The sequence below is a fragment of the Lentzea sp. NBC_00516 genome (genome assembly GCF_036346835.1).
In the GTDB taxonomy this organism is placed as follows: domain Bacteria; phylum Actinomycetota; class Actinomycetes; order Mycobacteriales; family Pseudonocardiaceae; genus Lentzea; species Lentzea sokolovensis.
Genome location: NZ_CP107840.1, coordinates 8,216,654 through 8,241,597 on the forward strand (window position 1 = coordinate 8,216,654; position 24,944 = coordinate 8,241,597).

Genomic DNA, 24,944 nt, shown 5'->3' on the forward strand with positions numbered 1-24,944 from the left:
CCAGGCACTTGCGCACGCTCTGCGCGAAATCGGCTTGCGTCCTGAGGTCTCGTACGCTGTAAGTTCCTCGTACACCGTAAGGGGGAGGAACGATGACTTCGACGACCGAGAAGGTCGGGGTGCACCCGCACCCCCAGCGCTGGGCCGTGCTCGGCGTGCTCTGCCTGTCCGTGATGGTCGTGGTGCTGGACAACACCGTTCTCAACGTGGCGATCCCGTCGATCTCGACGGGCTTGGACGCGAGCACCGCCGACATCCAGTGGATGATCAACGCCTACTCGCTGGCACTGGCGGGCCTGCTGCTCACGACCGGATCGCTGAGCGACAGGTTCGGCCGCAAGCGGGCACTTCTGTCCGGTCTCGCGCTGTTCGGCATCGGCAGCGCGGTCGCCGCCTACGCGAGTTCGTCCGAGGCGTTGATCGCGGCCCGCGGCTTCATGGGGATCGGCGCAGCGGTGCTGATGCCCGGCACGCTCGCCGTGCTGATGCAGTTGTTCGACGACAAGGAACGCCCGAAGGCCATCGGCATCTGGGCCGCTGTAACGAGTCTCGGCTTCGCGGCGGGGCCGGTGATCGGTGGCGCGCTGATCAAGCACTTCTGGTGGGGCTCGGTGTTCCTGATCAACGTGCCGGTGGCGATCCTCGCGATCGCGGCCGTCGCGATGCTCGTGCCGGAGTCCAAGGACCCGACCGTGCGCAAACCGGACGTGCTCGGCTCGGTCCTGTCGATCATCGGCATGGTGTCGATCGTGTACGCGGTGATCGAGGTGCCGGAGCACGGGTTCGGCTCGGCCGAGTTCGGCGTCCCGGTGGCGATCGGGCTCATCACCATGACCGGATTCGCTTTGTGGGAAAGGCACACCGCCGATCCGATGCTCGATCTCGGGTTCTTCAAGAACCGCCGCTTCACCGGCGCGGTGGCGTCCGGCGTGCTCGCGGCGTTCGGCATGGCGGGCTCGCTCTTCCTGCTGACGCAACACCTTCAGGGCGTGCTCGGCTACAGCCCGCTGGAGGCCGGCGTGCGCGTGGCGCCGATGGCGATCGCGTTGCTCGTCACCAGCAACACCCTGGGACAGCTCGTGATGAGGCTCGGCGCTGGCCGGGCGATGCTGCTCGGCATGACGATCGTCGCGGGCGGCGTGGCGTTGCTGTCGATCGGCACGACCTACCCGCCGACGCTGGCCGGTCTGATCCTCATCGGCGTCGGAGTCGGTGTGTCCCAACCGGTCGCGGTCAACGCGCTGATGGGCTCGATCCCGCCGGAACGCGCCGGCATCGCGTCCGGGCTGTCCGGCACGCTGACGGAGCTGGGCTCGTCGTTCGGCATCGCCGTGCTCGGCGCATTGCTGTCGGCACGGTTCGTGGCGTCGTTGCCGGACGGCGTTCCGGGGCGGTCGCTGAGTGAGGCCTTGCACAGCGGTGCGGACATCACGGTCGTGCGCGAGGCGTTCTCGAACGGCATGAGCGTGAGCCTTGTGATCGGTGCGATCGCCGTGTTCCTGGGAGGTGTTGTGGCCAGCGTTTTGCTGCGGCGTGCATAGGATCGTCGGTGTGGACAGCGTGTGGTTCAGCAAGCCTCGGCCCAGCAGCGGTCAGCCTCTCGGCCTGAGCCGGGAGACGATCGTTCGCAAGGCCATGCAGATGCTGGACGAGCACGGCCTGCAGAAGCTGTCCATGCGCAAGCTCGCGGCGGAACTGGGCGCGGCCCCCATGTCGCTGTACTGGCACGTGCCGACGAAGGACGCGTTGATCGAACTCTGCCTCGACGAGGTCTACGGCGAGTTCCCCCTGCCGGGGCCCGACGACGACTGGGAGACCGCGGTCCGCGGGATGATGCACGCGTTGCGTCATCTCGCGCACAAGCATCCGTGGTGGGTGCGCGGCATCGGCGAGTTCAACAGCATCGGCCCCAAGGCCGTGGCGATGTCCGACTCGATGTTCGAGCCCATGCTGCGGTCCGGTCTGTCGTTGCCCGCCGCTGCGCAGTCGGTCTCGACGGTGTCGAGCTACGTCGTCGGGTACTCGATCGCCGAGGTCAACTTCATCGCCCGCGGCGGGATGGACTCCCCGCCGCCGGACCTCACGAAGATCGCCGACCTGTACCGGGAGAAGCACCCCAACTACGTCAGGATGCTGGACGAGCAGGAGATCTGGTCGCTGGAAGGGCAGTTCGAGTTCGGGCTCGACTGCGTGATCGACGGCATCAAGGCGCGCGTCGCCGCACTCAGATAGGCGAAACCCCCGCAGCGATTCACGCGTGCGGGGGCCTCATTCATTCAGTTGGTCTTAGACGACGGTCTCCAGCGGCGTGTGCACGAGGCCGGTCGCCTCGGCCACCGGGCCGTTGGTCAGCAGTCCCGCGTGGACGTTGAGACCCAGGGCGAGCGAACGGTCGTCCTTGAGCGCCTTCTCCCAGCCCTTGTCGGCCAGCGCGACCGCGTACGGCAGCGTGACGTTGGTCAGCGCGTAGGTCGAGGTGCGCGGGACGGCACCCGGCATGTTCGCGACGCAGTAGAACACCGAGTTGTGGACCTCGTAGGTCGGCTCGGCGTGCGTGGTCGCGCGGGAGTCCTCGAAGCAACCGCCCTGGTCGATGGCGATGTCGACGAGCACCGAACCCGGCTTCATGTCCGCGACGAGCGCGTTCGAGACGAGCTTCGGGGCGGCGGCACCGGGGACGAGCACGGCGCCGATGACCAGGTCGGCCTCGCGGACGGCCTGCTCGATGGCGAACGAGTTCGAGGCGAGCGTGCGCAGGCGGCCCTGGAACTGGGCGTCGATCTGGCGCAGGCGGTCCACGTTGGTGTCGAGGATCTGCACGTCCGCGCCCATGCCGACGGCGATGGTGGCGGCGTTGACGCCGGCCACGCCGCCGCCGATCACGACCACGCGGGCCGGGGCGACACCGGGGACGCCGCCGGGCAGCACGCCACGGCCACCGGAGGGCTTCATCAGCGAGTAGGCGCCGACCTGCGGGGCCAGGCGGCCCGCGACCTCGGACATCGGGGCGAGCAGCGGCAGCGAGCGGTTCGGCAGCTGCACGGTCTCGTACGCGATGGCCGTGGTGCCGGACGCCAGCAGCGCCTCGGTCAGCGGCCGGTCGGCGGCGAGGTGCAGGTACGTGAAGAGGGTCTGACCGGCGCGGAGACGGGGGTACTCCTCGGCGATCGGCTCCTTGACCTTGAGAACCAGGTCACCTTCCGCCCACACGTCGTCGGCGGTCGGGAGGATCTTGGCGCCCGCGGCGAGGTACTCCTCGTCCGTGATCGCGGAACCGAGACCGGCACCCTGCTCGACGTACACGTCGTGGCCGCGGCTGGTCAGTTCGTGCGCACCGGCAGGCGTGAGAGCGACGCGGTACTCGTGGTTCTTGATCTCGCGAGGAACTGCGATCCGCACGATGACTCCTCCGTTCGGTGGGCCGACATCTCATAATGTGGGCCAGTCGGAAGGTCATGTCACTGTGCGGATCGCACTATCCGGTAACCCTCTGGTTGTTCATCTAGGACAGAGCGACCTGAGCCTCGTTCGCGTTCCGCTCGACCGTCCCGCGTTGACACTCGGCGGGGGCCGCACATAGCGTTCGCGCCGAGAACTGAACACCGGCCGCGGCGTGCAAGCGTCAGAACCCGAGTGGGAGAGACCTCGACGAACCGGTCGGGGCGCCGAAGGGGCAAGCTCCCGCACACTCTCAGGCAGCAAGACCGCTCGGGGTAGGCAACTCTGCACGGCGGAGGGGGCGCAAGTTTCCTGACCCGTCACAGCCAGAGGAGTCGCGCCGTGGAGTTCCCCGAGAACCTGCTCTACACCGCCGAGCACGAGTGGGTCGACTGGACGCCGGGCACCCAGGACCCGCTGACCTGCGGAATCACCGAGTACGCCGCTGATGCGCTCGGTGACATCGTCTTCGTCCAGCTGCCAGAGGTCGGTGCCAAGGTCGTCACCAACGCGGTCTGCGGCGAGCTGGAGTCCACCAAGTCCGTCAGCGACCTGTTCTCGCCCGTCACCGGTGAGGTGATCGAGGTCAACAGCGCCGTCGTGGACGACCCGGCGATCGTGAACAACGACCCGTACGGCGCCGGCTGGCTGTTCAAGGTCCGCGTCGAGTCGGCCGAGAACCTCCTCACCTCGGCGAAGTACGCCGAGCTCACCACGTCTGACTGACCGCTCCACCACCACGAGGGACTGATCAGTGGCGATCAGCGTTTTCGACCTGTTCTCCGTCGGCATCGGACCGTCCAGTTCACACACGGTCGGCCCGATGCGCGCGGCCGCGATGTTCGTCGAGAAGCTCGGCGCACGTGTGTCCGAAGTGGACCGCGTGCACGTCGAGTTGTTCGGCTCACTTGGTGCGACCGGCCACGGCCACGGCAGCCCGAAAGCCGTGTTCCTGGGCCTGGAAGGCAACCATCCGGAAGAAGTCGATCCCACCGTCGCGGCCGCCCGCGTCGAGGAGATCGTCTCCGGCAAACGACTCAAGCTCGGCGGCGCGCACGAGATCGACTTCGTGCACGACCGCGACCTCGTCATGCACCGCCGCAAGTCACTCCCGTTGCACCCCAACGGGATGAGCTTCGAGGCGTTCACGGACGGCAAGTCGGTCGAGCACGCCGTCTACTACTCGATCGGCGGCGGGTTCGTCGTCGACGAGAACGCGTCGGGCACCGACCGGATCAAGCTCGACTCGACGCCGTTGGCCCACCCGTTCCTGACCGGCGACCAACTCCTCGCGCGCTGCCGCGAGACCGGTCTGTCGATCAGCGAGATCATGATGGCCAACGAGCTGTCGTGGCGCACCGAAGCCGAGGTCCGGCAAGGACTTCTGCACATCTGGCACGTCATGCAGGAGTGCGTCGAACGCGGCTGCAACGAGCACGGCGTCCTGCCCGGCGGCCTGAAGGTCCGCCGCCGCGCCGCCGAGATGCGCAAGACGCTGGAGAAGGAGCACTTCGTCACCGACCCGCTGCGGGTCATGGACTGGGTGACGCTCTTCGCGTTGGCGGTCAACGAGGAGAACGCGGCGGGCGGCCGTGTCGTCACCGCGCCGACCAACGGCGCGGCCGGCATCGTCCCGGCGGTCCTGCACTACTACACGAAGTTCGTGCCGGGAGCCTCCGACGACGGCGTGGTCAGGTTCCTGCTGACGGCGGGCGCCATCGGCGTGCTGTTCAAGGAGAACGCGTCGATCTCCGGTGCCGAGGTCGGCTGCCAGGGCGAGGTCGGCTCGGCCTGCTCGATGGCCGCCGGCGGCCTCGCCGAGGTGCTCGGCGGCACCCCCGAACAGGTCGAGAACGCCGCCGAGATCGCGATGGAGCACAACCTCGGCCTGACGTGCGACCCGATCGGCGGCCTGGTGCAGATTCCGTGCATCGAACGCAACGCCGTCGCGTCCATCAAGGCCATCACGGCTGTGCGCATGGCTTTGCGCGGCGACGGCTCGCACTTCGTGTCGCTCGACAAGGTCATCAAGACCATGCGGGACACCGGTAAGGACATGTCGGTGAAGTACAAGGAGACAGCTCGCGGCGGACTCGCCGTGAACGTCATCGAGTGCTGAAGTCGCCTACAAGCCAACGGAGATGCTCCAACGCGCTCTGCGCGACCTCACTGTTCACTTCGGACAGACGGTCGCGCAGGGCGGGGCGGAGCAGCCATTCCTGCATCTGCTCGCCGGACGTGGGGTCTTCCCAGTACAACCAGTTGCCGAAGCGGCCGTTGTCGTAGTAGACGTCGAACGACCAACCCTTGGCGAGGTGCACGACGACCTCATCGGGCAGGCTGTCGACGAGGCGCAGCCACGGAGTCAGATCCTCGTCCAGGTGAGCGGCGGACTGGATCAACCCGTCCAGGTTCGGCCAGCGCTCCTCGTCGGCGACCGCGCGCATGATCGCCCCGGTGAACTGCTCACGCAGCGCGGTGCGCTCGTCTTCCGGCCAGCTGAGGCTCTTCGCTCGCGTCATCCCGAAGGTGAGCCCGGCGTCCGGAGCTTCCTCCTGCAACCTGATCATCCTGTGCGCGAGTCGCCGCCAGGCAGCCTGGTACTCGTTCTCGTCGAAGCAGGACGAGGGATGAATGGCGAACCTCCGCAGGACCTCCTCCGGAACCAGTTCGGGATCCCCGTCGAGCAGCATCAGATCTGCCTCGGTCAGGACGCGTCCACAACACTTCACGCACTCAGCCTAAATAGCTGCGGCAAGCGAAATAGAGCGTCATTCGAGCGCGTCGATCTGCATCACCGCGTACTGCGCGACCTCGTTGTCCATTGCGGACAGACGGTCGCGCAGTGCAGGGGTGAGCAGCCAGCTCCGGATCGGCGCAGCCGGTTCGTCCCAGCGCAACCAGCCGCCGTCGCACGGGGTGCCGCCGGACAGGAAGTCGTACGACCACTTGTGAGCGAGCTCCGCGACGGCTGTTTCGGGCAGGCCGTCGACAATGCGCAGCCACGGCGTCAGGTCCTCGTCCATCTGCGCGGCGGCCTGGACCAGCTCGCTCAGCTCCGGGCTGTCCGCCGAGCCGACGATGATCTCGGTGAGCCTCGCTCGCAACGCGGCGCGTTCGGCTTCCGGCCACGCGGGCAGGTTGGCCCACGTCAGACCCTGGGTGAGCCGGCTGTCCGGGTCGCGTTCCAGCAGATCGAGCACCCTGGGCGCGAGCCGTCGCCAGGCGAGCTCGTACTCGTCCGGCTCGAAGTGGTCCTCGACCTCCCAGGCGAACTGCCACACGACGGTGTCGGGCACCAACTTGGGATCGCCGTCGAGCAGCTCCAGCTCGGCGCGGGTCCAGCAGAGTCCGCAGCCCTTCACGTGCTCAGCGGGAGTCGTACGCGGCCTGCGCGGCCAGCACCTCGGGCATGCGGCCCTCCAGCAGGTGGATCAGCGACAGCAGCCGCTCGGCCGTCTCGCGGCCCAGCGGCGTGAGGCTGTAGTCGACGCGCGGCGGGTTCGTGTTCTGGGCTTCCCGGTGCACCAGACCGTCGCGCTCCAGCGCCTGCAACGTCTGGGACAGCATCTTCTCGCTGACCCCGTCGACGCGGCGGCGCAGCTCGTTGAAGCGCAGCTGCCCGTCGATGAGTGCGGTCAGCGTCAGGCTGCCCCACCTGCCGGTGATGTGCTCCAGCGTGGGACGCGACGGGCACGCTTTCGCGAACACGTTGTAGTCCATAGCGGCATCATACCTGGTCAAAACGCTAACTGATAGTAAGTGTGAGAGCTCTCCGCGTCAGGAGAGCTCTCACACCTCAGAACGGCCAGGTGGCGTTCTGACCTGCTTCGAGCAAGGGGATCGCCCTGAAGGTCGCGTCCGTCAGGCCACCGAATTCGTGGCGACGAGCCGTGCCGGTGGCGTACGCGGCGTTCCGGTAGCCACCGAGGTTGAACCCGTAGATCGGCACGTGCCGCGGCACGACGTCCGAGACGCCCTGCCCGTAGTACCCGGACATCGTCTGCATGTCCGAGATGATGAACACGCGGTCGTGAGTCCGGTAGGTGCGCTTGAGCGATCCGACGATGTCGGTGCCGTGCCCGACCTCACCGATCCGCTTGAGGAACCGGTCGACCTCGCGGATCACCGAAGCGCCCCGCCCGACGTCGTGCCGGAACGTGCCGTCCGCGAACCCGACGACGTCGACCTGCTCGCCCTTCGCGCCCAGCGCGACGCCGAACACCGCCGCGGCCTTGGCCGGGGTGACCTTCGAACGAGCCGAGATCGTGCCGCCGGTCATCGACGCCGAGGTGTCGACGAGGATCAGCGACCGGCCCGGCAGTGCGGGCAGGTTGCTCAAAGACGCCTGCAGCGCCTGGTCCAGGGCGTGGCCCCAGCGCAGGCTCGGCGCCGCCTCGTACGCGGACAGGAAGCGGAACGGGAACTGCCGCGAGCGCGCGACCTGGCCGGGGTCGGCCAGACGTGCCGCGACAGCCGCCGCGGCCTCGTCGGACATGCCGGCCTCGTCGAAGTTCCTGAGGTTCCTCAAAAGAGCCATGTAGCCCATCGACGGCGCGAGCGCCTCCCACACCTCACGAGTCAGCGGTCCCTGCAGCCAGCCGGCCACGGACTCCCACGTCATGCCCGCCTGACGCAGCACGTCGACCGCGTCGGGGCGCTGGAACAGCGAACGGCGCTGCTCGACCGGCCACGCCATCAGCTCACGCCGTGCCGCGATCACGCGCAGCTCGGCGGGAACGTCCGCCTCCGCGGAACGGCGGCGGTCCAGCACGTACTGGAAGAGCGCGCCCTGCCACGGAGCGGCGGGCGAGGGGTGGGCGAGGTTCAGCACGTCGGCCATCCGGAAGCCACGGGCGTCGCTGTCCCACTTGAGGACCGCGCGCTCGTTGTAGAGGCGCCCGACGGCGTCGGCGATGCCGCGCTTGATCGGCTTCGGCACGCGCCGGCCGTTCGTGCCGGTCCAGTAGGCCAGGAGTTCGCCCGGCTCGTCGGCGCGCTGCAGCACGGAGTCCACGACGGCGCGGTTGGTGATGCCCTCGCCGGTCTCGGAGACGAGCCGTGCCAGCACGAACTCGGCCGCGCCCACGAGCGACGCCGTGCGCATGTTCGCCTCGCCGCGCAGCCACGCGAGCAGGCGCGCGGTCCACTCGGGATCCGCCAGGGAGGTCTCGTGGACCAGCTGGGCGAAGCGGTTGTCGCGCTGACCGCCGGACTCGTAGAAGGTGTCCTCGCCGCCCATGTTGGACACGGCGAGCAGGAACAGCTCGGACTTCGCGTCACGGGCGTAGCCGTCGCCACCCTCGTAGGTGCGGCCGGTCGGTTCCGGCGCCGTGGCGACCGGGCTGGTGCCCGCCGGACGTGCGCGGAAGATGTTGAACTTCGCCATCGGCTCTTCCCCCTCGGAAAAGACAAAGGGGAGCCCACAAACCTCACACGTGTCCGAGATCAAAGTCGCGGAAGGTACGTTGCTGCTCTGCCAGTTGAGCTACAGCCGGTTTCCCGTCTGGCGGGACTCGAACCCGCAACCCGCCCATTAACAGTGGAAGTAACCCTCTGCTTCGCACCGGACACGTGTGAAGTTGTGCGCTCCCGAGATCAAACGCGCCTGCGGTCGATTTTCAACCTGAATGAAGTAACCGCCGGCTTCGCACCGGGTGCGATTTCTATACAACCACATCGCGCCAGCGATTTAATTCCGGCGGATGTGGAGTTGTGGACGCCCGAGATCAAATCGCGGAGGGTGACGTGCCCACCGAGGTGAGCGAGACCGGCCGAAACCGGCCTCAGGAGTTGAACCTGAGTAATCACCGGAAGTAACCCTCCGCTGCGCACCGGGCGCACACTCATACAACCACGCCGCGCAAAGGGTTTTCCTAAGGCGCCGCCTTCACGAGCCGGCGCAGCAGGTAGAAGAGGCCGACCGTCAGCAGGAATCCGACAGCGCTGATCATCACGATCTGCTCGACCGTGCCGGCCTTCGATCCCGCGAACACGTAGGCGGCGCAAATGGGGATGGTGCCGACGAGGGTGAACGACATGAACTGGCGGAACGACACCCTGGACACCCCCGCGGACACCGACACCGTCTCCGCCATCATCGGAATTCCGCGCGCCACTCCGAAGAACCAGGGACCGAACTGACGGCCCCATCGCCGCATTTCGGTCAGTTCCTCGATGGTCACCACCCGGCGCACCAGCCACGGGCCCGCGAACCGCCCCAGGGCGTACCCTGCGGCAGAGGAACCCAGGGATCCGACGATCGCGAGTGCCAGCCCGAAAGGCAGGCCCAATGCCGTTCCCGCGAGCACGATGAGCGGAGTGGACGGCACCGGCAGCAGCACGTCCACGACGAGCAGGGCGAAGATCGCCGCCGCCGCCCACACCGGGTCGATGCCGCGCACCCACGACACGACCCCTTCGAAGTCGATGAGGTCCAGTGCCTCGAACACGATCCAGCTCAGCAGGACGAAGCCGAGCACGACGGCCGGTATCCACTTCCACCGAACGCCCGTCTCATAACTCATCGGGTGATGGTCGCCCACGTCGATCCGCCGGACAATCCGCCAGTGGCGCAGGTTCCGCGAAGGGACACACATGAGTGACGATCTCGTGCCTTTTCTGGGGCACTGGGTGCTCGACCCGGCACGCTCCGCTTACACCGGTGGCAATCCGCCCCGCAGCGGTCACCACGACCTGCGGCTGGAAGGAGAGCGGTTGATCGTGAGCATCGAGGGCGTGCTGGGGTCCGGTGATCCCATCCGCACCGGGTACACATTGGACCTGTGGCACGACACGCCGATGAGCGTCGGCAAGGTCGACCGCGTGCGCACGGTCGTGGAGCCCAGACGGTTCTGCACGATCGCCTACGCGGGCGCGCAAGCGGTTGCGCGCTCGTGGCGGATCCTCGGCCACCTCAACGAGATGACGATCGTCCAGTCCGCTCCCGACCAGTTCGGCGTGTGGCGTGACGACGTCTCGGTGTATCGCAGGCAGTTCTAAGATCGTGGTCGGAACACCGCCACGACCACGCGCAGACCCAGCAGCACGCTGATGATCAGCAGGTTGTAGCCGAACACCTGGTACAGCCCGATGTCCTCCGCGACCTCGGGCCCGCCGGACGAGCCGAGCAGCAGCACCGCCATCACACCCGCGGTCGCGCCCAGGACGGTCAGCATGACCTGGTGCAGCAGGCCGGTGACGAACGACCGGTCGCGTTCGTCCGCGAACAGCCTCATCGACATGCTCAGCCGGCCCTGCTCCATCGCCCCGGTGATCCGGTCGATCCGCCGCGGCAACCGGCGCAGCATCGGCAGCACGGCCTGCAGTTCCTCGGTCATGGTCCGCTTCACCGACTCCGGCGTGAGCCGTTCGGAGATCTGCTCGGCGGCGAACGACCGCGACTCCACGACGATGTTGAAGCCCGGCGCGAGCACCGCCAGCGTGCCCTCGAGCGTCGCCAGGGCCCGGAACACCGCCGCGATCTCCGGCGGGATGCTCAGCCCGAACCGCGACACGATCAGGAACAGGTCGCCGAACATCTCCACGTCCGGCCGCATGCCCGCGCCGAGGTGCCGGGCCATGAACTGGCCGAGCGCGCGCTCCAGCCGTTGCTCGTCGATGTCCTCCGGCCGTGAGGTCAGCTCCAGCAACGCGTCGGTGAGGCTCGCCGGGTCGCTGCGGTCGATCGCGAGCAGCAGCCGTTGCAACGCCGAACGCAGCGCCGAGTCGATCCGGCCGACCGAGCCGAAGTCGAGCAGGCCGAGGCGTCCGTCAGCCAGCAGCAGCACGTTGCCGGGGTGCGGGTCGGCGTGGAAGACGCCGTCCAGCATGACCTGGCGCAGCACGAACCGCAGCAGCGTCCGTGCGAGCCCCACGTCCTCTGAGGCGCCGCGCAACGGCACGCCGTCGAGCCTGTCCATGACGAGGACCCTGGACGTCGACAGGTGGACGTGGGGCAGTCCTACCGACGAGTCCGACGCCGCCGCCACGGCCGTGATGTTGCGTGCCTCGATCTTGAAGTCGAGTTCCTCGCGCAACGCCGCCGCGAACCCCGCCGCCAGGTCGCGGACGCCCAGCGCGGCACCCCACCGCGTGCGCTGCAGCGTCTCGGCGAGGCGGGCGACGATGTCCAGGTCGCCCTCTGCCGTTGCCCGGACGTCCGGCCGTTGCACCTTCACGACGACCTCGGCGCCGGACTTCAGCACGGCCCGGTGCACCTGTGCGGTCGAGGCCGCGGCCAGCGGTTCGGGATCGACCTCCATGAATGCGTCGAGCCCGACCTCGGCGTCGAGCACCGCCCTGACCTGGTCCCACTTGGCCGCCGGCACCTTGTCCTGGAGCAGGCTCAGTTCGTCGACGAAGTCCTGCGGCAACAGGTCGGCGCGCGTCGACAGCACCTGCCCGAGCTTCACGAACGTCACGCCGGCGTCCTGCAGCGCGAGCCGCAGCGACCGCGCGAGCCCCGTGGAGGTCCGCTCCCGTCCGCGCAGGTAGGGCCCCAGTCCGTGTCGGAACGCGATGGCGGTGATCCGCGAGTACCGCCGGGTCCGCGCGATCCGGCGCCGCGCCATGCCCCACCACTCGGTGGGCGGCGGGATCGAGCCGGTCGGCACGATGATCTCCGCGAACGCCAGCAGGCCTATCACCGCGAGGAGCGACAGCCCCAGCTGGAGCGTCACCAGCCCGGCTGAGGGCTCCGCAGAGGTCTCTCCGAAGGCGCTCGACGCGATCGAGATCGCCATCAGGCACGCCAGCGCCGTGCGGATCAGGCCGATGCGCAGGCCGAGGATGCGCCGCGCGGCCAGGGACATGCCCATGACCAGCAGCAGGAACGTGATCGGGAAGCCGATCGTGTAGACGAGGAAGTCCCCCATGATCGAAGCCTAGGGCCTCTTGACTGAGACCGTGGCCGTCCCGAAAGATCCGATGAATCGCCGCCCGCGTTGACAGGACCGCACAGTGAAGTGAGGTGCTCGGCAGTGGTCGAACTCAACCGGCGCACAGTGATCGGAGGCGCTCTAGCAGGGGTAGCGGGTAGTGCGCTGCTCTCTGGGAGTGCGTTCGCGGGTGATGCGTTCAGCTGGAAGGACTTCATCGGGACATCCGATCTCATCTGGAAGAAGATGCCCACGACCTGGTTCGAGGGCCCGTTCCTCGGCAACGGCTACCTCGGCTCCGGCATCTACGCCGAGCCGGGCGTCAACGCCATCAGGTTCAACGTCCAGCACTCCCAGGTGCAGGACCACCGGCCGGAGTTCGGGGCGCTGTTCGGCCTCGCCCGGCTGCCCATCGGCTACTTCACGCTCGAACCCGTCGGCGCGATCACCGGCGTCGACCTGCGGCTGGACCTCTGGAACGCCGAACTGACCGGCACGATCACCACGGCCGCCGGAAGCCTTCAGGTGCGCGCCTTCATCCACACCAGGCGCGATCTCTATGCGATCGACGTCCAGGCCACCGAGGGCGAACGGGCGTTCAGGTGGGTCTTCCACCCGCTCAAGGCGATCAGCCCTCGCACCGATCCGAAGTGGGGCCGCCAGCCGCCTCCCGGGTTCACCGACAACCCGACCGTGCAGCTCACCAGCGCCGGTGACGTGCAGTTGGCCGTGCAGCCGTTGAACGCGGGCGGCGAGCACGTGACGGCGTGGCGCGAGGTCACTCGCGGCACCCGGCGGACGCTCTTCACCAGCGTCGCGTGGTCACATCCGGAGAAAACGGCGGTGCGCAAGGCGATCGCCAACGTGCGGTGCGGCTCGATCGACGGGCTCGCCGTCGAGCATCGGCTGTGGTGGCACGACTTCTACCGCAAGAGCTTTCTGTCCATTCCGGACAAGCGGTTGCAGGCGTTCTACTGGATCCAGCTCTACAAGTTCGCCTCGGCGGCGCGGAAGGAGGCGCCCGCGATCGCGACCTGCGGGCCGTGGCTCGAGAACACGCCGTGGCCGGGCACGTGGTGGAACCTCAACGTGCAGCTGGAGTACTGGCTGATCCACGGTTCCAACCACGTCGAGTTCGACGCCGTCACCTACTCCGTCGACAGATACCGCGACGCGCTCGTGGAACAGGTACCGGCCGAGTACCGGCACGACTCCGCCGGAATCCCGCGCACCACCGACAGCGTGCTGAACAACGGCGCGGGCATCGGCAACTCCGGTTACGGCGTGGGCGTTCCCGGCAAGGACGTGCCGACGCCCGAGGTCGGAAACCTGACCTGGACGCTGCACAACGTCTGGCTCACCTACCGGCACACGATGGACGACCGCGTGCTGCGAGGCGTGCTGTTCCCGTTGCTGCGCAGGGCGATCAACTACTACTTCCACTTCCTGGCCAAGGGCTCGGACGGGAAGTGGCACCTGCCGATCACGTTCTCGCCCGAGTACGGCGTGAACGCGCCGGACTGCACCTACGACCTCGCGCTGATCCGGTGGGGCTGCCGGACGTTGCTGGAGTCCGCGAAGTCGTTGCGCGTCAACGATCCGTTGATCCCGAGGTGGCAGGACACGCTCGTCAATCTCACGCCGTACCCGGTGGACGCCAACGGCTACATGATCGGCGCTGGGGTGCCGTTCGCGAAGTCGCACAGGCACTACTCGCACCTGCTGCAGATCTATCCGCTGTACGAGGTGACGTGGGAGGACGCTGCCAGTCGTCAGCTCATCGAGACTTCTCTGAACCACTGGATCAGCTTCGAAGGCGCGTTGCAGGGCTACACGTTCACGGGAGCGGCGTCGATCAGCGCGCAGATGGCACGTGGCGACAAGGCCGGCTTCTACCTCGGTGAGCTGATGCGCCGGTACATCAAGCCGAACACGATGTACCAGGAGTCCGGTCCGGTCATCGAAACACCGCTGAGCGCCGTGCAGTCGATGTACGACATGCTCTGCCAGAGCTGGGGTGGCGTGATCCGGGTCTTTCCCGCGGTGCCGTGGCCGGACATCTCGTTGGACAACTTCCGGACGCAGGGCGCGTTCCTGCTCTCCGCGTCACGACAGAACGGCGTGACGAGGTGGATCAAGCTGCGGAGTGAGGTCGGCGCGCCCTGCGTTGTGCGCACGGACATCAAGGATCCGGTCGTGCGTGATTCACGCGGTCGGCCGAAGCAGTTCTCGGTGCTGGCCAACGGAGATCTGCGCATCGAACTGCGCCGCGGTGAGGAAGCTGTCGTTCATCGCGGCGGCGACAAGCCCGACTTGAGGGTAGGACCGGTGGGCGGATCACCGGTTCCGTCGTGGGGGCTCCCTGGTTAGTGCGTTGCCGGTGTTCCAGCGCGACGGCGGTGCGCTGGAACACCGGCCAACGCGGTCCTAGAAGTCGAAGACCTTGCCGGTGAACGCCCGCATCACGCACGGGTTCGAGAACACCTGCTGGAAGTCGAGCTTCTTGGTGCGCCACTTGCCGCGCAACGTCGCCTTGGTCGGGTTCAGCTCCATCGTGCACATCGCGCCGGTCTCTTCCATTCTGCGGAAGTCGCCTTCGACGGGCAGGAGCTGGTCGCACGCCGTTTCGGCGTTCTTGTGCAGTCCGCCTGCGGGTTCGCAGTTCAGCTGCGTGGTGCTGAGTGTGCCCATCTCCGGTTGCACCGACAGCACCAGGCCGGATGCGGGGAGGAGAGGCGCTGTCAGGGGTGCCGCCTGGGCCGTCGCGGGGACGAGCGGTGCGGCGAGCGCGAGACAGGCAAACAGAAGTCGGGTCCTTGCCATGCCAACACTCTGGCGCGGCAAGGACCCGGAATTCCATTCAACCGAGCGGTAACACCAGATCGTGTAAACCGCCGAAAGTGCGTGCAACTAGACGCCGGTCAGTTCCGTCCCGGCGAGAGCGGCGGCCACCTGCTTACCCACCGCAGCCATGCCCTTGGCGTTCGGGTGAACCGGGAACGCGAGGCTCGTCGGGATGATGCCCTCGACCCACTTGTCCCACGGTGCTGCACACGTATCGCGACCGGTGCTGATGTCGTAGGGGTTCACGAAAGTGGCACCGGCCGCTTTCGCCTGTGCGCCCAGCATTCCGTTGAGCTGCTGCTGGACGTTGTCGAGGTACGGCACGTCGCCGCGGGAGATCGGCACGATCGGCCAGCAGCCACCCGACGGCGGCAGGATCCGCAGGTAGCCGACGACCACGATCCTGGCCTTCGGGCTGCGCTGCTTGATGCCCGCGAGCACGGCGGCCACCTTGGCGGAGGTGGCGTCGACGCGCTGGCCCAGCGAGTCGCCGTAGGTCGCCTTGCAGGGAGCGCCGTTCGGGTCGGCCAGGCTCTTGCCGGCGCAGGTCAGGATGATGTCGGAGAACCCGATGTCGTTGCCGCCGATGGACACCGTGACGAGGTCCGTGTCGGCCTTGAGGGCGGAGAACTGCGGCACGGACTGGCCGGGAATGCCGCTCTGGACACCCGCCATGTCCTTGGTCTGCGCGCCACCGCAGGAGATGTCGGTGAAGTTGGCGATGCCGAGCTTCTTCGCGAGCACGGACGGGTAGTTCTGAGTGGACTTGAAGCAGCTCAGCGGGTCGAGCCGCTGCAGGGGGATGAACGGTCCGGAGACGAACGAATCTCCGAGCGAGACGTAGTTCCGGTACTTCGGGGCGGCGCTGGCGTGCGGGGCCAGCAATGCCGCGATCAGGGCCGTGAGCAGGGAGACAACAGTCACTCGGCGCGTCATTGCTACCTCGTTACTGAAGAGTAGGAACGTAGGACGAAGGGTGACCGGACCATTGCGCAGTGTCAATCCCTCGACCAGGCTGGAACGATGACGGGGGTACGCAAAGTAGCTGTGGCATCAGCTGTCGGTAACACGATCGAGCTGTACGACTTCCTGCTCTACGGCACGGCCTCGGCGCTCGTGTTCGACAAGATCTTCTTCCCGCAGTTCGACTCGCGCGTCGGTGTGCTGCTTGCGTTCGCCACGTTCGGCGCGGGCTTCTTCGCCCGGCCGCTGGGCGGCGCGGTGATCGGGCACCTCGGCGACCGGATCGGCCGCCGCTCGATGCTCGTGATCACCCTTTCGGTCACCGGTGTGTCGACGGCGATGATCGGACTGCTGCCGACCTACGCCCAGGTCGGCATCTTCGCGCCGCTGTTGCTGGTTCTGTTGAGGGTCGTCCAGGGGTTCTTCATGGGCGGCGAGCAGGGTGGCGCGTCGTTGATGGCCGTCGAGCACGCGCCGCCGGGGCGGTGGGGCTGGTACGGCAGCTGGGTGTTCATCGGGTCGCCGGTCGGGCTCGTGCTCGCGAACCTCGCGATGTACCTGTCCTCCAAGGCCTCCGGGCCGGATTTCCTGAGCTGGGGCTGGAGGCTGCCGTTCCTGTTCTCGATCGTGCTGGTCGGGATAGGCCTCTACATCCGGCTGCGCGTGTCGGAGTCGCCGCAGTTCGCGCGCGTGGAGAAGTCGCGGCTGCCGATCGCGGAGGTGCTGCGCGACCGGTGGCGCGTGGTGTTGCTGGGTGCCGGTGTGAACCTCGGCTTCACGATCTTCATCTACGTGCTGAGCGTGTTCATGATCGGGTACGGGCGGACGGCGTTGAAGATCTCCGCGGACGATCTGCTGATCGCCACCGTGGTGGGGTCTTTGGCGCAGGTTGTTGCTGTGCCTGCGTTCGCGCTGTTGTCCGACCGCGTCGGGCGGTTGCCGGTGATGTTCGGCGGGGCGATCTTCCAGGCCGCGTTCGCGTTTCCGTTGTTCTGGCTCACGGACTCCGGCTGGTTCACGTTCGCGATGGTGCTCGGGTTTGTTGGCTCTGCTGCGTTGTTCGGGCCGTCCGCTGCTTATTTTGCCGAGCTGTTCCGGACTCGGGTTCGGTACAGCGGGGTGGCGTTGAGCTTCCAGCTCGGTGCTGTGCTGGGTGGTGGGCTGGCGCCGTTGGTGGCGCAGTCGTTGCTGCGCACCGGGACTTGGGCCATCGCGCTGTATCTGGTTGCGGGTGCGGTGTTGTCCGGGGTCTGTCTGTTGGTGATCGGGTCAGCGCACGAGGCGGAGACGGCGGGTGGCGAGTCCGATGCTCAGCCGTTGGCCCCAGCCCAGTCGTAGGGCGTCGCTCTCGATGCCGTCGCCGAACGCCACCAGGCCGTCCGACTCGACCTCGATGTCGAGTGGTGCGTCGGTGATCTCGCCTTCGGTGTGGGTGATGCCGGTGCTGGGGGACGGCCACGCTTCCCTGACGAACCAGACGAGCTTGCGCTCGGTCGGAGTGGGGAGGGTGAGTCGGCTCTTTCGTTCGCGGTGGGCCGAGCTGCACCACCCCGTTGCTCCGGTGCCGCTGCCGATCAGAATGCCGGACGAGGCCTGGCGTTCGGCGTGGACGCGGTAGCGGCTGGTCTGGTGGCTCGGGTGGCCGACGTAGATCTCGTTGAGCGCGTAGAGGGTCTGGCCGTCGTCCGACTTGGCCTCGACCATCGTGCGGTCTTCGGTGTTGGTGGTGTTGTGCAGCAGTTCCGCGGCCTCGTTCGGGGCGTGCTGCGCCAGCACGCCCCGTTCCGGGTTGATGCCGATCACGGGCTGGCCGTCGAGGTACTTGGCGACGTTCGCGACCAGTCCGTCCTGGCCGACGATGACGACTACGTCCTCGGGCGCGAACAGGAACCGCGACAGGTCTTCCCGCTCGACGACGCCGCGGCGCCAGTCGAGCGGGATGGCGGCGCTGACGTCTCCCAACGCCCTGCGGGCCTGCTGGTCACGGTCCACCACCTCGTCCAGGGTTCTGTTGCGGGACTTGAGGAAGAACTCGACCTGACCTCTTGTCCCATGTCGTGCCAGCAACTCTGTCAGCTCGGTGCGCCTGTGCACCAGCACAATTCGCGGGGCGAGGCTCATCGGGCCAGTCTCTGCAGGATGGGCTGGAGCAGGTCCGGGGTGAGGGTGATGCTGCCGATCTCCGGGAGGTTGCCGGCCAGCTCCTTCGCTGCCAGGGCGTAGAGGGTCTCCTGTGGGATCTCCTTGTAGGCGTCCAGCCTGGCCTTCTCGCCCGCGGCCTCGGCTTCTGCCAGTTTGCGGATGCCGTCTGCCTTGGCGTCGTCGGCCACTCGGCTGGCCCTGGCGTGGTCTTCGGCCTTCTTCAGGGCGTTCGCGCCTCGTTGGACCACCAGGAGTTCTTCTCGCTTCGCGAGTTCGATCTGGTTCTGGAGTTCGTTCTCGCTGATCGAGCGTTCGCGTTCCACCGCCATGGCTCGGCGTTCGTAGGTGGCCTTGTCGGCGTCCTGCTGGACCTTCTCGCGGACGGTGGTCTGGAGGGCCTTCTCCATGTCCGCGTCCGGGCGGATCGCGACTACGCGGACGTCGATGATCTCCAGGCCGATGTGGTCCGCGGTCAGGTTCTCGCTGATCTCCTGCTTGACGCGTGCTACGCCGGTCTTGATGGCGGTGTCCAGCGTCAGGGTGCCCAGGATTTTCAGAGCGTGTTGCTGGGTGCTCTCGGTGAGGGTGTTCGCGATCTGGCTCAGCGGGTCCTGGCGCCAGACTCCCGTGTCCGGGTCGATCGAGAAGTCGATCCTGGTGGTGGCGGTTTCCGGGCTGGTGCAGCGGTAGGTGACGGTCAGTTGGACTGTCACGTCCTGGTAGTCGTTCGTCCTGGCGTGGAAGAGCATCGGGAGTTCTCGGTCGTCCACCGGGACTTCGCTGAGGACTGCCGTTCTGGGGCGGAACCAGAAGCTGAGGCCTGTGCCCTCGTGGATGACCTCGCCCTTCTTGACGTGTCTGATGTGGACCGTGGGGGCTCCCCTGAGGTGGCGGAGGCCGGGGTACCTGCTGATGTCAGCCATCTGGGGGCTCCTTGGGTGCTTGTCGTCGTTCTGACGATAAGCCTATACTTGCCGGTGTGTACACGCCAAGTGATTTCCCTCCCTTTGCTGTCACGGTCGATCTGGTGGTGTTGACCGTGCGGGGGGATGCGTTGTGCGCCCTGCTGGTTCGGCGTGGGGAGGCGCCGTATCGGGGGCGGTGGGCGTTGCCCGGGGGGTTCGTTCAGGTTGCCGAGTCGGTGGAGGCAGCCGCCGCGCGGGAGCTCTCGGAGGAGACCGGGGTGTCCGGGCTGCATCTTGAGCAGTTGGGGACCTATGGGGAGCCCCGGCGGGATCCTCGGATGCGGGTGGTGTCTGTCGCCTACCTGGCGTTGGCGCCTGACCTGCCTGTGCCTGTTGCCGGGACTGATGCTGCTGCTGCGTCCTGGGTTCCGGTGGGGGAGGCTGCTTCGCTGGCCTTCGACCACGACCGGATCTTGGGAGACGGGGTGGAGAGGGCCCGGGCCAAGTTGGAGTACACGCCTTTGGGGGCGGAGTTCTGCGGTTCGGAGTTCACCGTTGCCGAGTTGCGGCGGGTTTACGAGATCGTTTGGGGGATCTCGTTGGATCCTCGGAACTTTCATCGGAAGGTGACCGGGGTGGAGGGGTTGTTGGTTGCCACCGGGGAGAGCACTTCTCGGGATGGAGGGCGGCCGGCTGCTCTGTTTCGGCGAGGGGCCGCTGAGGTGTTGTATCCGCCGTTGGTGCGTGCGCCGGGGCCGTAGGTCGTCCCCAGGTCGCGTCGGCGAAGCCACCCCACCCTGGCGCGCGGTGAGGACGGCTCGCCTTCGGCATCGCGGGCGATCAATCAGAGGCGGACCGCGTCCCCCGTGGTGGCGGAGTGCTTTGCGGCCTCGATTACCTCTAGGCCCGCCACTGCGTCTTGTGGTGACACGGGGGCTATGCCTGCGGCTACTGAGGCGTAGAAGTTCTGGTAGGCGCCAGGTTCGGTTCGGTAGGGCTCGCCGGCCAGCTTGCCCCAGGCTGTCTCTGGTTCTTCGCCCCAACCTGGGCCGGCAGGGGTGTCACCTGCCTTCAGGCGGTCTTCCTGGGGGTCCATGCCGTACTTGACGTAGGCGGCGTCGTGGCCCAGTACGCGGAAGCGGGGGCCCAGGTCTGCGGCAAGTGCGCTCATCCAGAGGTGTGAGCGGACGCCTGCCTCGTGGGTCAGGGAGAGGAAGACGTCGTCGTCCGCCTTGGCGCCCGGGCGGACGGTTTTGATTTCCGCGTAGACCGTCGTCGGGCGGCCGAAGAGGGCCACCGACTGGTCTACCAGGTGGGTGCCCAGGTCGAAGAGGATGCTGCCCAGGTCCGCCGGGTCGCCTGATTCCTTCCAGGAGGACTTGATCTCTGGGCGGTAGCGCTCGAAGCGGGACTCGAACTTGTGGACCGCGCCCAGAGCCTGTTCCGAGAGGAGTTTCTGGACTGTCAGGAAGTCGCCGTCCCAGCGGCGGTTGTGGAACGGGGAGAGCATCAGGCCCTTGGAGTAGGCGATCGAGGCCAGGGCTCTTGCCTCTGCTGCCGAGCCTGCGAAGGGCTTGTCGACCACCACGTTGAGGCCGTGTTCCAGGACCTGGCGGGCGTGGGTCGCGTGGAAGCGGTTCGGGGTGGTGATGACCACGAGGTCGAAGTTGCCTGACCAGACTTCGTCCAGAGAGGACAGCAGGCGGGCTGACGGGTAGCGGTCCGCCACCTCTGCTTGGCGCTTTGGGTTGGCGGTGACGACGGCGGAGAGTTCCAGGCCTTCCGTTGCCTCGATGAACGGGGCGTGGAAGGCCGCCCCACCTAGTCCGTAGCCGACCAGAGCTGTGCGCATGACGATCAGCCTAAGCGTTCCCACCAGATGGACGGGGTGTCGCAAGTCTGGACGGACCCCTACCTTCGGTCACCATGACCGTGCTGCTCGTGAGCCGACGCCACGTTGACTACGTGCGCGTCACCAGCATGGCCTGTCGCAGCTCCCGTTGATCTGAGCCCACTCTTCAACGAACGTTCTGGAGCACAGCCATGTCCTGGTCCTTTGAGACGACGCAGATCCACGCGGGCGCCGCGCCCGATCCGGCCACTGGCGCTCGTGCCACGCCGATCTACCAGACCACCTCTTACGTGTTCAGGGACACGCAGCACGGTGCGGACCTCTTCGCGCTCGCTGAGCCCGGACACATCTACACGCGCATCAACAACCCCACCCAGGACGTGCTGGAGCAGCGGGTCGCCGCTCTCGAAGGGGGCGTGGCGGCTGTCGCCTTCGCGTCCGGGTCGGCCGCGGAGACGGCTGCGATCCTGAACCTCGCGCGGGCTGGAGACCATCTGGTTTCCAGCGCGTCCTTGTACGGCGGCACGTACAACCTGTTCCACTACACGTTGCCGAAGCTCGGCATCGAAGTGTCGTTTGTGGACGACCCGGATGACCTGGACGCCTGGCAGGCGGCGGTGCGGCCGAACACCAAGTTGTTCTTCGCCGAGTCGCTGGCCAACCCGCGCAGCCACGTCCTCGACATCGAGGGTGTCGCGGGCGTGGCGCACGCCAATCAGGTGCCGTTGATCGTCGACAACACGGTGCCGACGCCGTACCTGCTCAAGCCGTTGGATCACGGCGCTGACATCGTGATCCACTCCGCGACCAAGTACCTGGGTGGTCACGGCACGGCCATCGCCGGGGTGGTCGTGGACGGCGGGAAGTTCGAGTACGGCGCGGAGAAGTTCCCCGACTTCCACGAGCCCGATCCCAGCTACAACGGGCTGCAGTACTGGCCGGTGCTCGGGCACGGGGCGTTCGCGGCCAAGTTGCGGGTGCAGGGGCTGCGGGACACGGGAGCGGCCATCGCGCCGTTGACCAGCTTCCTGGTGATTCAGGGGATCGAGACGTTGTCGCTGCGCATCGAGCGGCACGTGCAGAACGCGCAAGCGCTTGCCGAGTGGCTGGAGGCGCGGGACGAGGTCGAGAAGGTCCACTACGCGGGTCTTGAGTCCTCGCCGTTCCACGCTGCCGCGCAGAAGTACCTGCCGAAGGGTGCGGGCGCGGTCGTGAGCTTCGAGTTGAGGGGCGGGGTGCAGGCCGGGCGGGCGTTCGTCGACGGGACGAGCCTGTTCAGCCAGCTGGTCAACATCGGTGATGTGCGGTCGTTGATCGTGCACCCGGCGTCGACCACGCACAGCCAGCTCACGCCTGAGGAGCAGCTCGTCACGGGTGTCTCGCCCGGGCTGGTGCGGTTGTCGGTCGGGCTGGAAGGGCTGGAGGACCTCAAGGCGGATCTGGAGGCGGGCTTCACCGCGGCGAAGTCCGAGTTGTAGTGAGCGGCTGGCGCTTCGGTGACCCGAACGGCCGGCGGAAGTGGTTCAGCCACGCCGAGCCGTTCGCGGGACTGCCGGGTTTCCAGCTCGCGTACGAGACGTGGGGGACCTTGAACGCCGAGGCCTCCAACGCGGTGCTCGTGCTTCACGCCCTGACCGGTGACAGCCATGTCGCTGGGGGCGTGGAGCCGGGTCACCCCACGCCGGGCTGGTGGGACTCCCTGGTGGGGAAGGGAAAGCCGCTCGACGCGTTCTTCGTCGTCGCGCCGAACGTGCTGGGAGGCTGCCAGGGCAGTACCGGGCCCTGGCAGTACCCCGGATTCCCCGACATCACCATTCGCGACCAGGTCGCGGCCGAGGTGCGCCTCGCGGACTACCTCGGCATCGGGCAGTGGGCCGCGGTGCTCGGCGGGTCGATGGGTGGCATGCGTGCGGTCGAGTGGGCGGTCAGTGCCCCTGAACGGGTGAACTCCTTGCTGTTGCTGGCCACGACGGCGCAGGCCTCAGCCGAGCAGATCGCACTGGCGTCCGCTCAACTGCACGCGATCAAGGCCGATCCCTTGGAAGGACTGGGGGTCGCGCGGCGGATCGCGCACATCAGCTATCGCAGTGAGCAGGAGCTCCAGGCCCGGTTCGGCCGGGAGAAGCAGGAGGACGGGCGGTTCGAGGTCGAGTCCTATTTGGACCACCACGCGGCGAAGCTCACCAGGAGGTTCGACCCGGCCAGCTACGTGACCCTGACGGATGCGATGAACTCGCACGACGTCGGGCGTGGGCGAGGTGGGGTCAGGGCGGCGCTGGCGAGGATCAGCGCGCGCACGATCGTCGCCGGGGTGGACTCGGATCGGCTGTATCCGTTGTCGCAGCAGCGAGAGCTGGCGGCGGGCATTCCGGGATCCGACGGGTTGCGGGTGATCAGCTCGCCGTACGGGCACGACGCGTTCCTGATCGAGAGCGAGCAGGTCGGCGCGCTCGTCACGGAACTGGTGCCCGTGCGTTCAGGTACCTAATCGCAGGAATACCGGCTTTTCAGTGCTGGAAGGAGGCGCCCTTGAGGGCTGTTGACCAGGCGTGAGAGCGCGCTCTGCGATGGGTAGCGCACGAGTAGATGGACGTGGTCAGTTTCGCGTTGAACTCGCGCAGTTCGCCGCCGAAGTCGAAACACGTTGCGCATGATCTCTTCGCACCGGGCAAGAACCTAGTCATAGGGACCTGCGAACGTCCGGTTTCGGCCCCATTGAGGGGACTCAGACCGATGTACGGTCTCGTTTGTGAAGATCGTTGTGCAGGTGAAGCTGCTGCCGGACGGCGTGCAGGCGTCCGCGTTGGCGGCGACTCTGCACTGCTGCAACGAGTCTGCGGACTGGGTGTCGCGGGTCGCGTTCGAGCACGGGGTGTTCCGTGAGTACGCGGTGCGCAAGCACACCTACGTGGAGTTGAAGGCTCGCGGTCTGGGTGCGCAGGCCGCTCAGCACGTGATCAAGAAGGTCGCGGACGCCTACGGCGCGTTGCACGCGACTGTCCGGGCCGGGAGCCTGGGCAGGCCTGGTTCGAAGCGCCGGGTGAAGGCCGAGTCGAAACCGGTCGCGTTCCGGCCGGATGCGGCGCAGCCGTTCGACGATCGGTGTCTGTCGTGGAACCACGACGCGGGCACCGTGTCGATCTGGACCACGGCGGGCCGGATGAAGGACGTGCGGTTCGCGGGTTCTCCAGGCCAGCTCAAGACCCTGCGTGAGTACCGCAAGGGCGAGAGTGATCTGGTGCACCGCGATGGCATGTGGTTGCTGATCGCGACCTGTGAGGTGCCCGAGGAGCCGCTGTTCGAGCCGGTCGACTGGCTCGGTGTGGACCGGGGCATCGTGAACCTCGCGACCACCAGCGACGCGGACAACTTCCAGGGCCGCGGGCTGGGCCGCTACCGACGCCGGCACGCCCGTGTCCGCACCGAACTGCAGGCTAGACGCACCAAGTCGGCGACCCGGCGGCTCAGGAAACGGGCGCGTCGCGAGCAGCGGCACGCGACGCACGTCAACCACAAGGTCGCCAAGCAGTTGGTGGTTGTTGCCGAACGCACCGGTCGCGGGATCGCGCTTGAAGATCTGAGCGGTATCCGCGACCGGGTCACGGTTGCCCGGCACCAGCGAGCCGCCCACAGCTCCTGGCCTTTCCGTCAGCTCGAAGCGCACGTGCGCTACAAGGCCCGCCGCGCCGGTGTGCCCGTGCTCGTCGTGGACGCGCGCTATACCTCGCAGATGTGTCCGCGCTGCAAGCACACGTCTCGTTCCAACCGTCCCGACAGGGACGCCTTCTGCTGTCGCCGGTGCGGTCTCGCTGGACCCGCCGACGTCGTCGCCGCCGTGAACGTCCGAAACCGGGCACGGTCGGCGTGGGTACACGTCAACGCACCCGAACCCGCCGCCGCACAGTCGACGGGTTGATGCGG

At 67.3% G+C, this 24,944-nt stretch carries 24 protein-coding genes and 1 riboswitch; of the genes, 11 read left to right on the plus strand and 13 right to left on the minus strand.

Annotated elements, in window-relative coordinates:
* Positions 1-92: 92 nt before the first annotated feature.
* Positions 93-1,541, plus strand: coding sequence for an MFS transporter (locus OG205_RS38080; RefSeq protein ID WP_330272658.1), 1,449 nt, complete (start codon positions 93-95; stop codon positions 1,539-1,541).
* A gap of 10 nt (positions 1,542-1,551) precedes the next feature.
* A complete protein-coding gene (locus tag OG205_RS38085) occupies positions 1,552-2,232 on the plus strand; it encodes a TetR/AcrR family transcriptional regulator (protein WP_330272659.1) in 681 nt (226 codons plus the stop codon).
* 54 nt (positions 2,233-2,286) lie between these two features.
* Here OG205_RS38085 and ald read toward each other — a convergent pair whose 3' ends face one another.
* Positions 2,287-3,399 carry an alanine dehydrogenase gene (gene ald / locus OG205_RS38090; protein WP_330272660.1) on the minus strand — a complete coding sequence of 371 codons (1,113 nt, stop codon included), beginning with the start codon at positions 3,397-3,399 and terminating at the stop codon, positions 2,287-2,289.
* A 225-nt stretch (positions 3,400-3,624) separates the two neighbouring features.
* A riboswitch (glycine riboswitch) is annotated at positions 3,625-3,717 on the plus strand.
* Positions 3,718-3,780: 63 nt separating this feature from the next.
* Here ald and gcvH point away from each other — a divergent pair.
* Positions 3,781-4,164 (plus strand): glycine cleavage system protein GcvH, encoded by a 384-nt coding sequence (gcvH, locus tag OG205_RS38095; RefSeq protein ID WP_330272661.1) that lies wholly within the window; start codon positions 3,781-3,783, stop codon positions 4,162-4,164.
* 28 nt (positions 4,165-4,192) lie between these two features.
* A complete protein-coding gene (locus tag OG205_RS38100) occupies positions 4,193-5,557 on the plus strand; it encodes an L-serine ammonia-lyase (protein WP_330272662.1) in 1,365 nt (454 codons plus the stop codon).
* On the opposite strand, the gene OG205_RS38105 is transcribed toward OG205_RS38100, so the two are convergent.
* The 5 genes from OG205_RS38105 to OG205_RS38125 form a co-directional block, all read right to left on the minus strand.
* On the minus strand, positions 5,544-6,170 hold the full coding sequence (locus tag OG205_RS38105) for a hypothetical protein (protein WP_330272663.1): 627 nt from the start codon (positions 6,168-6,170) through the stop codon (positions 5,544-5,546). The genes OG205_RS38100 and OG205_RS38105 overlap by 14 nt on opposite strands.
* 39 nt (positions 6,171-6,209) lie before the next feature.
* Positions 6,210-6,803 (minus strand): hypothetical protein, encoded by a 594-nt coding sequence (locus tag OG205_RS38110; RefSeq protein ID WP_330272664.1) that lies wholly within the window; start codon positions 6,801-6,803, stop codon positions 6,210-6,212.
* A gap of 4 nt (positions 6,804-6,807) precedes the next feature.
* Positions 6,808-7,161: a winged helix-turn-helix transcriptional regulator gene (locus tag OG205_RS38115; RefSeq protein WP_330272665.1), complete on the minus strand. Its 354-nt coding sequence runs from the start codon at positions 7,159-7,161 to the stop codon at positions 6,808-6,810.
* 76 nt (positions 7,162-7,237) lie between these two features.
* On the minus strand, positions 7,238-8,827 hold the full coding sequence (locus tag OG205_RS38120) for a TROVE domain-containing protein (RefSeq protein WP_330272666.1): 1,590 nt from the start codon (positions 8,825-8,827) through the stop codon (positions 7,238-7,240).
* Positions 8,828-9,314: 487 nt separating this feature from the next.
* Positions 9,315-9,965, minus strand: coding sequence for a TVP38/TMEM64 family protein (locus OG205_RS38125; protein WP_330272667.1), 651 nt, complete (start codon positions 9,963-9,965; stop codon positions 9,315-9,317).
* A 70-nt stretch (positions 9,966-10,035) separates the two neighbouring features.
* Between OG205_RS38125 and OG205_RS38130 the strand changes: the two genes are divergently transcribed.
* A complete protein-coding gene (locus tag OG205_RS38130) occupies positions 10,036-10,440 on the plus strand; it encodes a hypothetical protein (RefSeq protein ID WP_319975283.1) in 405 nt (134 codons plus the stop codon).
* Here the strand turns inward: OG205_RS38130 and OG205_RS38135 are convergent.
* Complete coding sequence (locus tag OG205_RS38135) at positions 10,437-12,314, minus strand: ABC1 kinase family protein (RefSeq protein WP_330272668.1); 1,878 nt, start codon at positions 12,312-12,314, stop codon at positions 10,437-10,439. The genes OG205_RS38130 and OG205_RS38135 overlap by 4 nt on opposite strands.
* 249 nt (positions 12,315-12,563) lie before the next feature.
* Here OG205_RS38135 and OG205_RS38140 point away from each other — a divergent pair, with 249 nt between their 5' ends.
* Complete coding sequence (locus tag OG205_RS38140; protein ID WP_330272669.1) at positions 12,564-14,687, plus strand: glycosyl hydrolase family 95 catalytic domain-containing protein; 2,124 nt, start codon at positions 12,564-12,566, stop codon at positions 14,685-14,687.
* Between the two features lie 57 nt (positions 14,688-14,744).
* Here the strand turns inward: OG205_RS38140 and OG205_RS38145 are convergent, their stop codons facing one another.
* Positions 14,745-15,140, minus strand: a complete 396-nt coding sequence (locus tag OG205_RS38145) for an SSI family serine proteinase inhibitor (RefSeq protein WP_330272670.1) — start codon at positions 15,138-15,140, stop codon at positions 14,745-14,747.
* An 87-nt stretch (positions 15,141-15,227) separates the two neighbouring features.
* Positions 15,228-16,097, minus strand: coding sequence for an SGNH/GDSL hydrolase family protein (locus tag OG205_RS38150; RefSeq protein ID WP_330272671.1), 870 nt, complete (start codon positions 16,095-16,097; stop codon positions 15,228-15,230).
* Positions 16,098-16,208: 111 nt separating this feature from the next.
* Here OG205_RS38150 and OG205_RS38155 point away from each other — a divergent pair, with 111 nt between their 5' ends.
* Positions 16,209-17,462 (plus strand): MFS transporter, encoded by a 1,254-nt coding sequence (locus OG205_RS38155; protein ID WP_330272672.1) that lies wholly within the window; start codon positions 16,209-16,211, stop codon positions 17,460-17,462.
* Here the strand turns inward: OG205_RS38155 and OG205_RS38160 are convergent.
* Both OG205_RS38160 and OG205_RS38165 read right to left on the minus strand, forming a co-directional pair.
* The gene (locus OG205_RS38160; RefSeq protein ID WP_330272673.1) at positions 17,394-18,245 is read right to left on the minus strand and encodes a hypothetical protein; all 852 of its coding nucleotides are present in this window, start codon (positions 18,243-18,245) and stop codon (positions 17,394-17,396) included. The two genes, OG205_RS38155 and OG205_RS38160, sit on opposite strands and share 69 nt — an antisense overlap.
* Positions 18,242-19,189, minus strand: a complete 948-nt coding sequence (locus tag OG205_RS38165) for an SPFH domain-containing protein (protein WP_330272674.1) — start codon at positions 19,187-19,189, stop codon at positions 18,242-18,244. The genes OG205_RS38160 and OG205_RS38165 overlap by 4 nt, the downstream gene beginning before the upstream one ends.
* A gap of 56 nt (positions 19,190-19,245) precedes the next feature.
* Between OG205_RS38165 and OG205_RS38170 the strand changes: the two genes are divergently transcribed.
* Positions 19,246-19,932: an NUDIX hydrolase gene (locus OG205_RS38170; protein ID WP_330272675.1), complete on the plus strand. Its 687-nt coding sequence runs from the start codon at positions 19,246-19,248 to the stop codon at positions 19,930-19,932.
* Between the two features lie 83 nt (positions 19,933-20,015).
* Here the strand turns inward: OG205_RS38170 and OG205_RS38175 are convergent, their stop codons facing one another.
* Entirely contained in the window at positions 20,016-21,023 is a 1,008-nt protein-coding gene (locus tag OG205_RS38175; protein ID WP_330272676.1) for a Gfo/Idh/MocA family protein, read from the minus strand.
* A gap of 191 nt (positions 21,024-21,214) precedes the next feature.
* Here OG205_RS38175 and OG205_RS38180 point away from each other — a divergent pair, with 191 nt between their 5' ends.
* Both OG205_RS38180 and metX read left to right on the plus strand, forming a co-directional pair.
* The gene (locus OG205_RS38180) at positions 21,215-22,501 is read left to right on the plus strand and encodes a bifunctional o-acetylhomoserine/o-acetylserine sulfhydrylase (RefSeq protein WP_330272677.1); all 1,287 of its coding nucleotides are present in this window, start codon (positions 21,215-21,217) and stop codon (positions 22,499-22,501) included.
* The gene (gene metX, locus OG205_RS38185; RefSeq protein ID WP_330272678.1) at positions 22,501-23,511 is read left to right on the plus strand and encodes a homoserine O-acetyltransferase MetX; all 1,011 of its coding nucleotides are present in this window, start codon (positions 22,501-22,503) and stop codon (positions 23,509-23,511) included. The genes OG205_RS38180 and metX overlap by 1 nt, the downstream gene beginning before the upstream one ends.
* Here the strand turns inward: metX and OG205_RS38190 are convergent.
* Positions 23,508-23,675, minus strand: a complete 168-nt coding sequence (locus tag OG205_RS38190) for a transposase (RefSeq protein WP_442916645.1) — start codon at positions 23,673-23,675, stop codon at positions 23,508-23,510. The genes metX and OG205_RS38190 overlap by 4 nt on opposite strands.
* A gap of 97 nt (positions 23,676-23,772) precedes the next feature.
* On the opposite strand from OG205_RS38190, the gene OG205_RS38195 reads away from it, so the two are divergent.
* Positions 23,773-24,939 (plus strand): RNA-guided endonuclease InsQ/TnpB family protein, encoded by a 1,167-nt coding sequence (locus tag OG205_RS38195; protein WP_330272679.1) that lies wholly within the window; start codon positions 23,773-23,775, stop codon positions 24,937-24,939.
* Positions 24,940-24,944 lie beyond the last annotated feature (5 nt).

Coding starts and splice junctions, on each gene's coding strand:
- OG205_RS38180 (WP_330272677.1), top strand. CDS start 21,215: ATGTCCTGGTCCTTTGAGACGACGCAGATCCACGCGGGCGCCGCGCCC.
- OG205_RS38150 (WP_330272671.1), bottom strand. CDS start 16,097: ATGACGCGCCGAGTGACTGTTGTCTCCCTGCTCACGGCCCTGATCGCG.
- OG205_RS38175 (WP_330272676.1), bottom strand. CDS start 21,023: ATGCGCACAGCTCTGGTCGGCTACGGACTAGGTGGGGCGGCCTTCCAC.
- OG205_RS38130 (WP_319975283.1), top strand. CDS start 10,036: ATGAGTGACGATCTCGTGCCTTTTCTGGGGCACTGGGTGCTCGACCCG.
- OG205_RS38165 (WP_330272674.1), bottom strand. CDS start 19,189: ATGGCTGACATCAGCAGGTACCCCGGCCTCCGCCACCTCAGGGGAGCC.
- OG205_RS38140 (WP_330272669.1), top strand. CDS start 12,564: ATGCCCACGACCTGGTTCGAGGGCCCGTTCCTCGGCAACGGCTACCTC.
- OG205_RS38115 (WP_330272665.1), bottom strand. CDS start 7,161: ATGGACTACAACGTGTTCGCGAAAGCGTGCCCGTCGCGTCCCACGCTG.
- OG205_RS38120 (WP_330272666.1), bottom strand. CDS start 8,827: ATGGCGAAGTTCAACATCTTCCGCGCACGTCCGGCGGGCACCAGCCCG.
- OG205_RS38125 (WP_330272667.1), bottom strand. CDS start 9,965: ATGAGTTATGAGACGGGCGTTCGGTGGAAGTGGATACCGGCCGTCGTG.
- OG205_RS38190 (WP_442916645.1), bottom strand. CDS start 23,675: ATGCGCAACGTGTTTCGACTTCGGCGGCGAACTGCGCGAGTTCAACGC.
- OG205_RS38080 (WP_330272658.1), top strand. CDS start 93: ATGACTTCGACGACCGAGAAGGTCGGGGTGCACCCGCACCCCCAGCGC.
- OG205_RS38160 (WP_330272673.1), bottom strand. CDS start 18,245: ATGAGCCTCGCCCCGCGAATTGTGCTGGTGCACAGGCGCACCGAGCTG.
- OG205_RS38145 (WP_330272670.1), bottom strand. CDS start 15,140: ATGGCAAGGACCCGACTTCTGTTTGCCTGTCTCGCGCTCGCCGCACCG.
- OG205_RS38135 (WP_330272668.1), bottom strand. CDS start 12,314: ATGGGGGACTTCCTCGTCTACACGATCGGCTTCCCGATCACGTTCCTG.